Annotated in this window: 12 protein-coding genes; 5 read left to right on the forward strand and 7 right to left on the reverse strand. The window is 74.1% G+C overall.

Features of this window, described 5'->3' with window-relative positions; translation table 11 throughout:
- Window positions 1-58: 58 nt before the first annotated feature.
- On the reverse strand, window positions 59-1,537 hold the full coding sequence (locus tag G7075_RS14720; protein WP_166122930.1) for an aminotransferase class V-fold PLP-dependent enzyme: 1,479 nt from the start codon (window positions 1,535-1,537) through the stop codon (window positions 59-61).
- Window positions 1,534-2,874, reverse strand: coding sequence for an MFS transporter (locus G7075_RS14725; RefSeq protein ID WP_166122932.1), 1,341 nt, complete (start codon window positions 2,872-2,874; stop codon window positions 1,534-1,536). Before G7075_RS14725 ends, G7075_RS14720 begins: the two co-directional genes overlap by 4 nt.
- Before the next feature lie 29 nt (window positions 2,875-2,903).
- On the opposite strand from G7075_RS14725, the gene G7075_RS14730 reads away from it, so the two are divergent.
- Together G7075_RS14730 and G7075_RS14735 are read left to right on the forward strand one after the other, a co-directional pair.
- Window positions 2,904-3,536, forward strand: a complete 633-nt coding sequence (locus G7075_RS14730) for a hypothetical protein (protein WP_166122934.1) — start codon at window positions 2,904-2,906, stop codon at window positions 3,534-3,536.
- Window positions 3,537-3,664: 128 nt separating this feature from the next.
- The gene (locus G7075_RS14735) at window positions 3,665-4,858 is read left to right on the forward strand and encodes a DDE-type integrase/transposase/recombinase (RefSeq protein WP_166122936.1); all 1,194 of its coding nucleotides are present in this window, start codon (window positions 3,665-3,667) and stop codon (window positions 4,856-4,858) included.
- 91 nt (window positions 4,859-4,949) lie between these two features.
- Here G7075_RS14735 and G7075_RS14740 read toward each other — a convergent pair whose 3' ends face one another.
- Together G7075_RS14740 and G7075_RS14745 are read right to left on the reverse strand one after the other, a co-directional pair.
- Window positions 4,950-6,236: a sorbosone dehydrogenase family protein gene (locus G7075_RS14740; protein ID WP_166122938.1), complete on the reverse strand. Its 1,287-nt coding sequence runs from the start codon at window positions 6,234-6,236 to the stop codon at window positions 4,950-4,952.
- A 68-nt stretch (window positions 6,237-6,304) separates the two neighbouring features.
- Window positions 6,305-6,643, reverse strand: coding sequence for an MGMT family protein (locus G7075_RS14745; RefSeq protein ID WP_166122940.1), 339 nt, complete (start codon window positions 6,641-6,643; stop codon window positions 6,305-6,307).
- Between the two features lie 73 nt (window positions 6,644-6,716).
- Here G7075_RS14745 and G7075_RS14750 point away from each other — a divergent pair, with 73 nt between their 5' ends.
- Genes G7075_RS14750 through G7075_RS14760 form a run of 3 tightly spaced genes read left to right on the forward strand, consistent with a single transcriptional unit; the run spans window position 6,717 to window position 8,705 of the window.
- Window positions 6,717-7,934 carry a pyridoxal phosphate-dependent aminotransferase gene (locus G7075_RS14750; protein ID WP_166122942.1) on the forward strand — a complete coding sequence of 406 codons (1,218 nt, stop codon included), beginning with the start codon at window positions 6,717-6,719 and terminating at the stop codon, window positions 7,932-7,934.
- 4 nt (window positions 7,935-7,938) lie between these two features.
- Window positions 7,939-8,349, forward strand: coding sequence for a CrcB family protein (locus G7075_RS14755; protein WP_166122944.1), 411 nt, complete (start codon window positions 7,939-7,941; stop codon window positions 8,347-8,349).
- Complete coding sequence (locus G7075_RS14760; RefSeq protein WP_240917644.1) at window positions 8,346-8,705, forward strand: CrcB family protein; 360 nt, start codon at window positions 8,346-8,348, stop codon at window positions 8,703-8,705. The genes G7075_RS14755 and G7075_RS14760 overlap by 4 nt, the downstream gene beginning before the upstream one ends.
- 23 nt (window positions 8,706-8,728) lie before the next feature.
- On the opposite strand, the gene G7075_RS14765 is transcribed toward G7075_RS14760, so the two are convergent.
- The 3 genes from G7075_RS14765 to G7075_RS21450 form a co-directional block, all read right to left on the reverse strand.
- Window positions 8,729-10,516, reverse strand: coding sequence for a hypothetical protein (locus G7075_RS14765; RefSeq protein WP_166122948.1), 1,788 nt, complete (start codon window positions 10,514-10,516; stop codon window positions 8,729-8,731).
- Window positions 10,517-10,618: 102 nt separating this feature from the next.
- Entirely contained in the window at window positions 10,619-12,031 is a 1,413-nt protein-coding gene (locus G7075_RS14770; protein ID WP_240917646.1) for a S8 family serine peptidase, read from the reverse strand.
- Entirely contained in the window at window positions 11,914-12,366 is a 453-nt protein-coding gene (locus tag G7075_RS21450; RefSeq protein WP_240917647.1) for a hypothetical protein, read from the reverse strand. Before G7075_RS21450 ends, G7075_RS14770 begins: the two co-directional genes overlap by 118 nt.
- Window positions 12,367-12,448 lie beyond the last annotated feature (82 nt).

The raw sequence follows: 12,448 nt of genomic DNA on the forward strand, positions 1-12,448 counted from the left end.
CGCACGCGCGAGGGGCCCCGGCACCGCCTGGTGCCGGGGCCCCTCGCGCGTCCGTCGCTCAGGGTTCGGAGGGTGACGGCCCGGCGGGCGTTCCGGTGGGGCGGGAGAGGCGGTCGAGGACCCCGAGGAGCAGCGCCTCCCGCAGCCGCGGCGGGCAGGCGTCGAGGAGGGCGTTGACCGGGGCCATCCGGGTGGGCAGCTCGAGGGCGCCGCCGTCGCCGGCCAGCCCGGCCGCAGCGAGCAGGCCGGCGAACGCGGCGTCGTCGAGGCCGGCCGGGTCGAGGGCGGCGAGCATCCCGCCGAGGGACGGGTCGACACCGACCGGGCCGGCGGCGCGGGCGGCCTCCACGGCCTCCCGCAGCGCCGTGACGAAGTCGGGCACCGACGGCGCGGTCGCCGCCGAGAGCGTCAGGTGCAGCGTCGGCGGCAGGTGACCGAAAGCCATCTGCGGCTGGACGAACCAGCCCCGCGCCAGCATCTCGTCGGCGATGGTGAAGACGTCGCACGAGCCGTCGGTGGCCAGCGCGAGCAGCGTCGAGTCGGGGGCGATGACGACGCGCAGCCCGTCGGTGGCGGACGCGGCCGCGGCCAGCTCGAGCGTGGCGTCCCGGGCCTCGCGGGCCAGCCGGGCGTAGCCGTCGCGGCCGATGTGCCGGGTGACCGCCCAGGCCGCGGCGAGCGGCCCACCGGACTTCGTCGACTGCATCGTGCTGTTGAGCATCGTGTAGCCGGGCCAGTCGGCGGACGCGAAGAGGTGCCCGCGCCGCAGGGCGGGATCGCGGTGCAGGAGGAGGGAGACGCCCTTCGGGGTGTACGCGTACTTGTGGAGGTCGACGCTCAGGCTCGTCACGCCCTCCACCGCGAAGGTCCACGGCGCGACGTCGTCGAGGTGGGGCAGCACCCAGCCACCGATGCAGGCGTCGACGTGGCAGCGGACGCCCCGGGCCGCGGCCACCGCCGCGACCTCGGCGACCGGGTCGACGACGCCGTGCGCGTAGGACGGGGCGGAGGCGACGACGAGCACCGTCGTGTCGCCGAGGGCGGCGGCCATCGCGCCGGGGTCGGCCCGGAGGGTGTCGGGGTCGACGTCGACGACCACGGCCCGGACGCCGAGGTACTTGGCGGCCTTGAGGAACGCCGCGTGGGCCGAGCTCGGCAGCACCATGCTCGGACGGTCGACGTGGGGCGCCCCCTCCCGGGCGGCGAGGACCGCGAGCAGGATCGACTCGGTGCCCCCCGAGGTGACCGCGCCGACGAACCCGGACGGGGCGTCGAGCAGGGCCCCGGCCTCGGCGACGAGGTCGTTCTCCATCCGCTGCAACGACGGGAACGCGGTGGGGTCCAACCCGTTCGACGAGGCGAACATCGACAGCGCCTCGCGACCGAGGGCGTCGGCCTCGGCGAGCCCGGAGTCGTAGACGTAGGCGAGGGTGCGGCCGCCGTGGGTCGGCAGGTCACCGGCCTGGAGGGCGCGCAGCTCGGCGAGCACGCTGCCGGCGCTGGCTCCGTGTCCGGGTTCGGTGCGGTCGTGGGTCATCGGCGGACCTCCGGGTCGAGGCGGTAGCGGCGCAGCACCAGGAGGGAGGCGCCGACGAGGAGTGCGGGCAGCACCGTGAAGCCGAGGGCGATGGCCGCGCGTGCCGAGTCGGGCTGGGCCGCAGCGGCATCCGTCGAGGAGACGTAGCCACCGAGGGCGAGGACCCCGGCGTACAGGAACGGCCCGAGGGCGAGCCCCAGCGTCTCGCCCGCCGTCCAGACGCCCGTGTAGGTCCCGGCGCGGTCCTCACCGGTGCGGGCGGTGTCGGCGGCGGCGACATCGGGGAGCATCGCGAGCGGGAACATCTGGCAGGCCGCGTAGCCGATGCCGACGACCCCCACGGTCACCGCCGTGGCGCCCGTCCCGACCCGGGTGGCCAGCAGGGTGGCCAGGGCGCCGGCGCCGAGCAGCACCGACCCCCAGACGTAGCCGGTGCGCTTGCCGCGGCGCTCGCCGACCCGCTGCCACACGGGGGTGACGAGGAGCGCCGGCCCGACGAAGCAGACGAAGAGGACGGTCGAGGCACCCGGGCTGTCGAGCAGCACGCGGGCGACGTAGTCGACGCCGGCGAGCATCGCGCCGGTCGCGAGCGCCTGGAGCACGAAGACCGCGAGCAGGGTGCGGAAGCCGTCGGACGCGGCGACGACGCGTAGCTGGTCGCGCAGGCTGCCCCCGGCGGTGGCGGCCCGGCTCATCGGGGCGTCGCGCGTGCCCCACCACGCCCCGACCGTGCCGACGACGATGAGCACGCCGACGAAGAGCCCGACGCCCCGGTACCCCCACGTCGGACCGAGCGCGTCGCGGACCGCCGGGGAGAGACCGCCGCTCACGAGGATGGCCAGGGCCAGGACGGCGACGCGCCAGGTCATCAGGCGGGTGCGCTCGTCGTAGTCGTCGGTCATCTCGGCGGGCATCGCGACGTACGGCACCTGGAAGAACGCGTACGCCGTGGCGCAGGCGAGGAACAGCACGACGACCCACGCCGTGGCCAGCCCGGTGGGGGAGGTCGGCCCGGCGAAGAGGAGGACGAAGGCGACCGCCAGGGCCAGGCCGGCGCGCAGGAGGAAGGGGCGGCGCCGGCCGGCCGGGTGCTCGGACCGGTCGCTGACCCTCCCCGCCACGGGGTTGAGCAGCACGTCCCACGCCTTGGGGAGGAAGACGACGAGCCCGGCGAGCCCGGCCGTCACGCCGAGACGGTCGGTGAGGTACGGCAGGAGCAGCAGGCCGGGGACGGTGCCGAAGGAGCCCGTGGCGACCGAGCCGAGGCCGTAGCCCCGACGCGCGGAGGCCGGGAGCGCGGTGCGCGCCGCCGGAGGCGGGGGTGGCGTCGGTGCCATGCCCGGACCCTAACGGGGAAGATGGCCGGGTGAGCGCACGTCGGAGGTTCCGGGGGCGGATCGCGGGGGTCGGGTCGACGTCCGGGGTCCGGGTCGTCGTCGGCTGGTGGCAGGAGTCGCCGTTCGGGGGCTTCGCCGACGCGATGGTCGAGCGGGCCGACGGGCACCGGGTGCTGCTCGCACCGAGCGAGGAGGTCGCCGACCTCGTCGCGACGACGTACACCTTCGACGAGGTGCGCATCGAGCCCGTCGAGGTGTTCGCCGGGTGGGCCGACGGCGACGAGTGGGTGCGCTCGTGGGGCCCCTCGTCACCGTCCCTGTCGATGGCCCTCGACGTCGGCGCGCGGACCGGGCTCGGCCGGCTGCTGCGGACGGTCCCTCCGGCGCTGGCGACCAGCCCCGCGTTCGCGACCCTCGCCGACCCGTTCGCCCGGATCGCCCTGCGCGGGGTCCGGACCCGCGGCGTGGCCCGCGCCGGACGACGCGAGTACTACGGCGCGACCGACGTCCGGGCCGTCGAGGGGATGACCGGCTCGTTCGACGGGGTCGACCTCGGGGCCCTGGCCCCGGTCGACCCGCCGTGCCGGTTCGGCTTCTCCTCGACGCCGCGGCGTCCATCGGTCACCGAGGTGACGACGACCATCGTCGACACCCGCGCCTGAGCCCCGTGAGGAGTGGCCGCCCGCGAACGTGTGTGGACGCGCCGGGGAAAGCCGGTATTGAGTGACAGGACCTTTCGGACAGGTATGTGACAGGACCTTTCGGACACCGAGTTGGCCGAGCATTGCTCATGGCCGGGAAGTCGGTGGCGATGGATGCACGCTTGGCGGTGGCGTTCTTGAACGCCGTGGAGGCGGGAGGCACGGTGAGCGCGAAGTGCGCCGAGCTGGGCCTGAGCCGGGACTCGTACTACCGGTATCGGCGCCGTTTCAGGGAACGCGGCCTGGAGGGGTTGCTCGATGACTCCAGCCGGCCTCATTTCTCTCCGACAGCGACACCCCAACCGATGGTGGACCTGATCGTCGCCGAGCGTGACGCGCTCAGGAGGGCCGGCTGGGACGATGGGGCACGCAGCATCGGCTCGCGGCTCAGGCGCCGTGAGGTCCCCGCCGTCCCCGACGCTCGGACCATCCACCGGGTCCTGGTCCGCGCCGGGCTGGTCGATCCCCAACCGGCGAAGCGGCCCCGGGCGTCCTTCCGCCGCTTTGAGCATCCACGCCCGAACGCGTGCTGGCAGCTGGACGGCAAGCAGTGGCTCCTGGCCGACGGTAGGACGGTGTGCCTGCTGCGGATCATCGACGACCACTCCCGGTTCATCCTGGGCACCCGGGTCGCCAGGTCAGAGAACAGCGCCGACGCCTGGACCTTGTTCAGCAGGTGCGCCACCCGCCACGGCCCACCGGCGATGCTGCTCACCGACAACTCGCTGGCGTTCAATGCCCGCCGGATCACCGGGGCGATGGGCACGTTCGAGGCCCAGGTCCACGCCGTGGGCACTCACACCGTCAGCTCCACTGCGGGCCACCCGCAAACCCTGGGCAAGAAGGAACGCGACTGGCAACCACTGAGCCGGTGGCTGACCGCGCGGGACCCGGCCACCACCATCGAGGCGCTGCAACGGCTCGTCGACGCCTACGACCTGCTCTTCAACACCGACCGCCCTCACCAAGGCCTGGACCCCGACCAAACCCCCCACGAGCGGTACACCGCCAGCCCCAAGGCCACTCCCGCCCCGACCCCACTGCCCGGAAGGGCCACCGTCACCCGGCGCGTCGTGGCTGCCAACGGGCACGTCAACCTCGGCGGCGACGCGGTCACCAGCATCGGCAGCGCCTGGGCCGCAGCCACCGTCACCATCGTCCGGGACGGCCACGACGCCGTCATCACCCACGACACCCTCGTCATCGCGCGGATACGGATCGACCCCCGCCACCGCTACCAAAACCGCAGCACCTGGAAACCCACACTGTCCGAAAGGTCCTGACACACCCCGTCCGAAACGTCCTGTCACATGACACCGGGGAAAGCCGGCGCGTCCACACACGTTCCGGGTGGGGCCGAGATGCAGCGGGGGCTCAGGTGCGCGGCGTGATGCGCAGGAGCTTGTCGTCCTGGCCGTTGGTCGTCGTCACGTAGAGGGCGCCGTCGGGGCCGAGGCGGGCCGCCCGCAGCCGTCCGTAGGGCCCGTTCGTGGCCTTGGGGATGGCGACGTCGGCGACGGAGCCGTCCTCCCGGAGCGTCAGCACGAGCAGCTTGGCGCCCTTGAGGGCGGTCACGACCAGGGCCCCGTCCCAGGCGCCCCACTCCCGCCCCTCGAGGAACTCCGCGGCGCAGACGGCCTGGGTCGTCTTCCCCGACTGCCAGATGGCCCGCACGGCCTTGGGGTAGCGGTCGGTGTCGGTCATCGGGACGGACTCGTCGTAGCCGCCCACCGTGCCGCCCTGGGCCGGGTCCCAGCCGTAGTTGGCCCCCGGCTCGATGATGTTCACCTCGTCGTTGAACGACGGCCCGTGCTCGGCGGTGAAGATCCGGCCGGTGCCGGGCTGCAGCGCGACGCCCTGGATGTTGCGGTGCCCGTAGCTCGTGACGTACCGCTGCTTCTCGTTCTTGGCCTTCGCGAAAGGGTTGTCCGGCAACGGTTTCCCGGTGTCGAGGTCGAGCCGCAGGGTCTTGCCACCGAGGCTGCTCAGCTTCTGCGGGATGCTGCCGACCGCCGTGTCGCCCGTGCCCACGACGAGGGCCCCGGTGGCGTCGAGCTCGGGCCGGCAGCCGGAGTGCCGGCCGGTCGACAGGGGCAGGCCGTCGAGCAGGGTCCGCACCCGCTCGGCCGAGCGCCCGTTCGCGGCCAGCCGCCAGGTGACCAGCCGGATGTCGTCGGGCGCCCCGCCGCGCGCGTGCGTCTGGCAGGTCGTGAACTCGCGGGAGGTCGCGAAGTCGGGGTGGATCACCATCCCCATGAGGCCGCCCTCGGAGTTGACGTACAGGTCGCCGAGGGCGGCGCCGACGCGGGTGACCTTCGCCCCCTTGCGCAGCGACGAGACCCGGGTGATGCGGCCCGCGCGCTCGGTGACCAGCGCCGAGCCGTCGGGCAGGAAGCCGATGTCCCAGCCGTTGCTCAGACCACCGGCGACCTCCTCGACGGCCAGCGCGGGCACCTTCGTGCCGCGCGGGGCCGGCGTCGGCGAGGCCGGAGCGGTCGTGGAGGGCGGGGCACCGGACCCGGTGGGCCCGGAGGAGGCGGTGGTGCTCGGCCGGGCCGGCACCTCGCCGTAGCCCTCGTCGTCCGGCGACGAGCAGCCCGCGAGGGCGAGGGCGCCCACGGCGACGAGGGCGGCGGGACGGCGGACGGGCAGGGGGCGCATGCCCCAGTCTCACACCCGGACGCCGACGGGGCCCGGGGACGAGCGTCCGTTCGACGGGGCCGCGGCCGTCACGCCGGCAGGTCGCGGACGGCCCGCTCGTAGGCGGCGGCCATCGCCCCGAGGTCCGCGCGGTAGTCGACGATCCGGCACCCCAGCCCGTTCTTCTTGACGAGGATGCCCTCCTCCGCCCAGGCCTCGCGGGCCCGGTCGAGGAGCCCCTGCGGCAGGTCGCCGTAGCTGTTCGTGACCCGCCACCAGGTGACGTTGCCGCCGTAGGCCTTCATGATCGACCCGACCTGCCGGGGCCCGATGCCGACGAGCGCGGCGACGTCGCCGTACGACACGACGCGGCCGCGGGGCACCTGCTCCACGGCCCGCAGCACCCGCTCCACGACGAGGTCGTCCACGGCGCCGAGTCTGCCGGACGCCGGGCCGCGAAACGCCCGAGCGGCCCCCGGGTGGCCCTGACACACTGGCCCCATGCGTCGGATCGTCCAGAGCCAGAAGCTCCAGAACGTGCGGTACGACGTGCGGGGACCCATCCTCGTCGAGGCCCAGCGGCTCGAGGCCGAGGGCCACAAGATCCTCAAGCTGAACATCGGCAACACCGCCCCGTTCGGCTTCGAGGCGCCCGAGGCCATCGTCGCCGACATGGTGCACAACCTCCCCGAGAGCCAGGGCTACGCCGACTCCCGCGGCATCTACTCGGCACGCACCGCGGTCGCGCAGTACTACCAGTCGCGGGGGTTGCGCGACACCGGCGTCGAGGACGTCTTCATCGGCAACGGGGTCTCCGAGCTCATCACGATGGTCCTCCAGGCCTTCGTCGACGACGGCAACGAGGTGCTCGTGCCGGCGCCCGACTACCCCCTGTGGACCGGCGCGGTGTCCCTGTCCGGTGGCACCCCGGTGCACTACCGGTGCGACGAGTCGAACGGGTGGAACCCCGACCTCGAGGACATCGAGGCCAAGATCACCCCGAACACCCACGCCATCGTCGTCATCAACCCGAACAACCCCACGGGGGCCGTGTACTCGGAGGAGACGGTCCGGGCGCTCGTCGACATCGCCCGCCGCCACGACCTCGTCGTCATGGCCGACGAGATCTACGAGAAGATCCTCTTCGACGACGCCGTCCACCACCACGCGGCCACCTTCGCCGCCGACGACGTCCTCTGCCTCACCTTCAGCGGCCTGTCCAAGGCCTACCGGGTGTGCGGGTACCGCGCCGGCTGGGTGATGATCTCCGGCCCGAAGCACCTCGCCGAGGACTTCCTCGAGGGCCTGACCCTCCTGTCGAACATGCGGATGTGCGCGAACGTGCCTGCGCAGCACGCCATCCAGACCGCGCTCGGCGGCTACCAGTCGGTGTCCGAGCTCATCGGGCCGGGCGGGCGATTCCGCGAGCAGTCGAAGCTGGCCTGGCGGCTGCTCAACGACATCCCCGGCGTCTCGTGCGTCGAGCCGCAGGGGGCGCTCTACTGCTTCCCGCGCCTCGACCCGGAGGTCTACCCGATCGAGTCCGACGAGGCCTTCGTCATCGACCTGCTGCGGGCCAAGAAGATCCTCGTCACGCACGGCACCGGCTTCAACTGGTTCGCCCCCGACCACTTCCGCCTCGTCACGCTGCCCGACGAGGAGGTGCTCACCGAGGCCATCGGTCGCATCGCGGAGCACCTCGCAACCCTCCGAGCCTGAGCGGATGGCTTCTGCCGCAGCGCTTCCCGACGCCCGGATGCTCGGAGCCGTCGCGGTCGGCGGCGTACTGGGGTCGTTGGGGCGGTGGGGCGTCGGGCTCGCGCTGCCGCACGCGGTCGGGGCCTTCCCGTGGTCGACGTTCGTCGTCAACGTGAGCGGGGCCTTCGCGATGGGCCTGCTCGTCGCCTACCTCGTCGACCGGCCGGGGGTGCACCGACTGGCCCGGCCGTTCGTCGGCGTCGGGGTGCTCGGGGGCTGGACCACGTTCTCCGCGTTGGCCGTCGACGCCGTGCAGCTGGGCGCCGGCCACGACGTCCAGCTCGCCGTCCTCTACGTCGCGGCGACCTTCCTCGTCGGCACGCTGGCCGTCGCGGCGGGCATCCTCGGGGGCCGGAAGGCATGGCCCGGCCCGTGACCCTCACCCACGCACTCCTCGTCGCCCTCGGTGCCGCCGTCGGGGCGCCGCTGCGGCTCGTCGTCGCGCACTGGACGCGCGAGCGGCTCGGAGCGGCACCGACGGTCGGCACGCTGGTCGTCAACGTCGTCGGGTCCCTCGTGCTCGGGGTCCTCGTGGGGGACGCCGTCGGCGGGTCGACCCTCGCGCTCGTCGGCACCGGCTTCTGCGGCGCCCTGACGACCTTCTCGACCCTCGCCCTCGAGCTGTGGGACGCCCTCGACGACGACCGCCCGGTCGCGGCCGCGGTCACCCTCGGCCTCTCGCTGGTCCTCGGCATCGGGGCCGCCGCCCTCGGCTACGCCCTCGCCGCCTGACGCGGGGCCCAGCGAGCGGCCGGTCAGAGGACGAGCACGGCGACGTAGCGCACCACGAGCGCGGCGACCACGAGCGCGAGGACCGGTGCGGTGGGCGAGAGGCGACGCTCCACCGGCGGTGCGGTCCGCGGCGACGGACGGACGACGGGTCTGCGGTCGTCCACGGCCGCGGCGACCGAGGCGGCCGTCGGGACCACGGCCCGACGGGCCCCGGGTCCGGCGACCCACGGCCCGACCACGAGGCCGTCGTCCTCGTCGTCGTCACCGACGAGCACCACGAGGTCGTCGCCGGCCACGCGCACGTCCGACACCGCCGACAGGGGGACCCGGTGGCACCAGAGCGGATCGGTCAGCTCGATGGCCTCCGGCGTCACCCGCGCCGAGGCCGCGGCGCGCTCCAGCCCCCAGTGCGTGACGGTCAGCGCGACCGAGCAGAGCCCGAGGCCCTGCCACCACGACGTCTCCGGCCAGCCCAGCATCCACCCGGCGACCGCCGGGGCGCCGAGGACGGCGACGATCCCCACGAGACGCTCGAGGAGGGTCGGGGCGAGGACCGCGGGGAGGGCGGCCCGCACCGTGTCCGGGGGCACCGGCTCGCTCCACGTCGCCACGTCCTCTGCGAGCTCCGGGTCGAGGGAGGTGTCGTCGACGCGTGGGAGCTCCGGCAGGGCGACGAGGGGCTCGGCCGGCAGCTCCAGGCCACCGGCGTGGACCAGGCCGCACCACCCGCCGTCGCGCACGTCCCCGACGAGCCAGCCCGGACGGACCAGCTGCTCGAGGCGCGGGGCGTCGGCACCGGCCAGCCGGGGTCGCGGCACGGTGACCAGCTCGGCGACGACCACGTCCTGGTCGGTCGCGAGCAGGGGCACGACGTCGTCGTCGACCTCGACCCACCGGACGGGGACGCCGGACTCCGGCACGGCGTGAGCCAGTGCCGCCCGATGCACCCGGCCCTGGACGAGCCGACGGCCGAGGACCACGGCGAGCAGGAGTGCGGCCACCGCGAGGGACAGCCACCACGTGACGTCCGGCGGCTCGGCGGCGAGGTGGGCCCACCCCGGGTCGAGCGGGTCGAGGACGAGCGGCGCGGGCTCGCCCACCTCGTACTCGTCGATCGTCTCGACGACGTACTCGGACGGCAGGTCGGGCTGCGGGACCGCCAGGCGGACGCGGTACGCCGGGGCGTCCACGCCGACGTCCGCCACGACGACGGCCGGGACCGTCCGTGCCCTCGCCTCGTGGGCGCCCTGCGCCGCGAGCTGCTGCGCGAGGACGCCGAGGCAGGCCACGGCCACCGTGACGAGGGCCACCACGGCCAGCTGGCGGGGGCCGAGGGGCAGGCCGGGATCGCGCTCCAGGACGGGCGAGCCCCACGACGCCGGCCGCGGTACGGGAGCGTGCGCCCGGGCCAGGGCACGGCGCCGGTCGGCGACCTCGCGCCGGACCAGGACCACGTGGCCCACGTGGAGGAGGGCCAGCGCCGTCCACGCCAGGTTGGCCGCGAGGACGTCGTCGAAGCGGATGTCCAGCACGGCGAACACCACCGCACAGACCGCGGCGTCCGTCGGCCACCACCAGACGAGGACGACGGCCGCGACGGCGAGGACGACCGCCGCCGAGAACAGCGGGTCGGGACCGCAGACGGTCGGGTCCCGCGGCGAGCACCGCCCGGCGTCGTCACCGAGGACCGAGACGCCGAAGGCGCAGACACCGGCCAGGACCAGGAGCCCACGGCGCCACCGGGCGTCGGCGCCGGCGGTCCAGTCGCGGGCGCGGGCCACCGTCATCCCGGGTGCCGCACCGCCGACCACCGGCCGATCCTAGGGACATGCCCGCGGCGCGCGCTCCGGTACGGGTGCGCCGCCCGCCCCACGAGAGCGGGACGGGCGGCGCAGGCCGGGAGGCCGGGTCGGTCAGTGGCCGTGGCCGTGGTGGTGGCCCTTCGCCACGACTCCGGCGGCGCTGACGATGCCCGCGCCGTAGAAGGAGTTGAACTGCGTCGTGCCGGTGCAGGTCGCCGTGTACTCCGGGCCGCGGCCCACGTCGGTGTAGGACTGCACCCCACCCGCCGGGCAGGCGTGGTCGGTGGCGGTGCCCATGACGAGGCGACGGACGGTGTCGGGCGCGAGGCCGAAGCCGCCGTGCCGCTCGGACCGACCGTGCGCGGAGACGGCCAGCGCGGCGACGCCGGCGGCGTGCGGCGAGGCCATCGAGGTGCCCTGGAGGTACTGGTAGTACCCGCAGACCTGCTTGCCCTTGACCGTGCGGCAGTCCTTCATCGTTCCGGCCGCCTCGCCCGCGGGCGTGATGTTGCCGGCCGCGTCGACCTGGCCCTCGGCCTGCATGACGTTGAGCGGGGCGGTGGAGAGGATGAGGTTGCCGTTGGTGCGGTAGGTGTCGGTGCCCAGGCCGTCACGGAACCAGCCGCCCGGGGCCGCGACCTCGAGCTCGCCGGAGCGCAGGTCGGAGGCCCAGTTGGAGTAGTCGGCCTTGCGCTGCGACGGACCGACCGACGAGACGCCGAGGACGTGCGGGCCCTCGACGGGCAGGTCGAAGCAGGTCGCGTTGTCGATGGTGCGCTCGTGCTCGGTGCCGCCGGGGTAGTCGGGGCTCGAGGTGTCGTTCCGCGGGTTCGAGATGTTGTCGTTGTCGTTGCCGAGGGCCGCGACGAGCGTGACGCCCTTCTGGTGCGCGTAGTTGAGCGCCTTGGTCATCGACTTGATGATGAGGTCCTGCTCGGCGGCCTGCTCCGGGGTGTCCTCCGGGGCACCACCGATGCAGTTGTAGGCCCACGGGTCGACGTAGAACGACATGTTGACGACGTCGATGCCCACGTCACCGGAGTAGGTGAGGGCGTTGACGGTGGGCGTGAGGAAGAAGTAGCCGCTGTCCTGGCCGGCGCGGACGTTGACGAGGTCGACGTGAGGGGCGACACCGGAGACGCCGATGCCGTTGAGCGCCGCGGCGATCGTGCCCGCGACGTGCGTGCCGTGGCCGTCGTCGTCGTGGTCGGCCGGGTCGACGCAGCCCGCGTACTCGCAGGGACCGTCGATGTCGACCATGTCCGTGGTGAAGTTGCGCGACAGCTTCCGGTCGAAGTTGGCCGCGAGGTCGGGGTGCGAGCCGTCGACGCCGGTGTCCATGACGCCGACCTTGACGCGCTTGTCGCCGAGCTCGGTCCGGTGGGCCTTGTCGGCCCCGATCAGCTTCATGCCCCAGAGGTAGGAGTCGAGGGGGTCGGCCTTGGCGCCCTTGGGCCCGTGGCCCTTCGGCCCGTGACCCTTGTCGTCACCGTGGCGGGTGGTCGTCCGGTTCTCGCGGGCCACCGCGTCCTGCGCGGGGCGGCGTCCGGGGAGTGCCCGACGACACCGTCGCGGGCGGCCGCGGCGACACCGGGCAGCGAGCGGGCGGTGGCGGCGAACCCGCCCTTGGTCGACTCGACCGAGACCAGGCCGATGGCGGTGTTCACCGAGGTCACGGTGGCGCCGGCCTTCGTGAGCCGCTGGGCGAGGGCGCGGGCGTCGGTGCCGTCGGCAGCCAGGACCGCGTAGCCCGTGCGCGCCGTCGTGGCGGCGGTCGTGGTCGCGGCGCCGGATGCGGTCGCCGTCGTCGCCGTGAGGGCGCTCGCGGCCAGGGCCACGGCTCCGGTCACGGCGACCATGCGAGATCGTCGCATTGGGGTGTCTCCTCCGTCGGGGTCGGGCGCGGCGGTGCGCCCGACCCGAACCGTAGGGCCGGACCCC

This window comes from Phycicoccus sp. HDW14, assembly GCF_011383005.1.
Taxonomy (GTDB): Bacteria; Actinomycetota; Actinomycetes; order Actinomycetales; family Dermatophilaceae; genus Phycicoccus.

Bases quoted from the DNA above. Each gene is read 5' to 3' on its own strand.
- G7075_RS14720 (WP_166122930.1), bottom strand. From the start codon at position 1,537: ATGACCCACGACCGCACCGAACCCGGACACGGAGCCAGCGCCGGCAGC.
- G7075_RS14725 (WP_166122932.1), bottom strand. From the start codon at position 2,874: ATGGCACCGACGCCACCCCCGCCTCCGGCGGCGCGCACCGCGCTCCCG.
- G7075_RS14735 (WP_166122936.1), top strand. From the start codon at position 3,665: ATGGCCGGGAAGTCGGTGGCGATGGATGCACGCTTGGCGGTGGCGTTC.
- G7075_RS14740 (WP_166122938.1), bottom strand. From the start codon at position 6,236: ATGCGCCCCCTGCCCGTCCGCCGTCCCGCCGCCCTCGTCGCCGTGGGC.
- G7075_RS14750 (WP_166122942.1), top strand. From the start codon at position 6,717: ATGCGTCGGATCGTCCAGAGCCAGAAGCTCCAGAACGTGCGGTACGAC.
- G7075_RS14755 (WP_166122944.1), top strand. From the start codon at position 7,939: ATGGCTTCTGCCGCAGCGCTTCCCGACGCCCGGATGCTCGGAGCCGTC.
- G7075_RS21450 (WP_240917647.1), bottom strand. From the start codon at position 12,366: ATGGTCGCCGTGACCGGAGCCGTGGCCCTGGCCGCGAGCGCCCTCACG.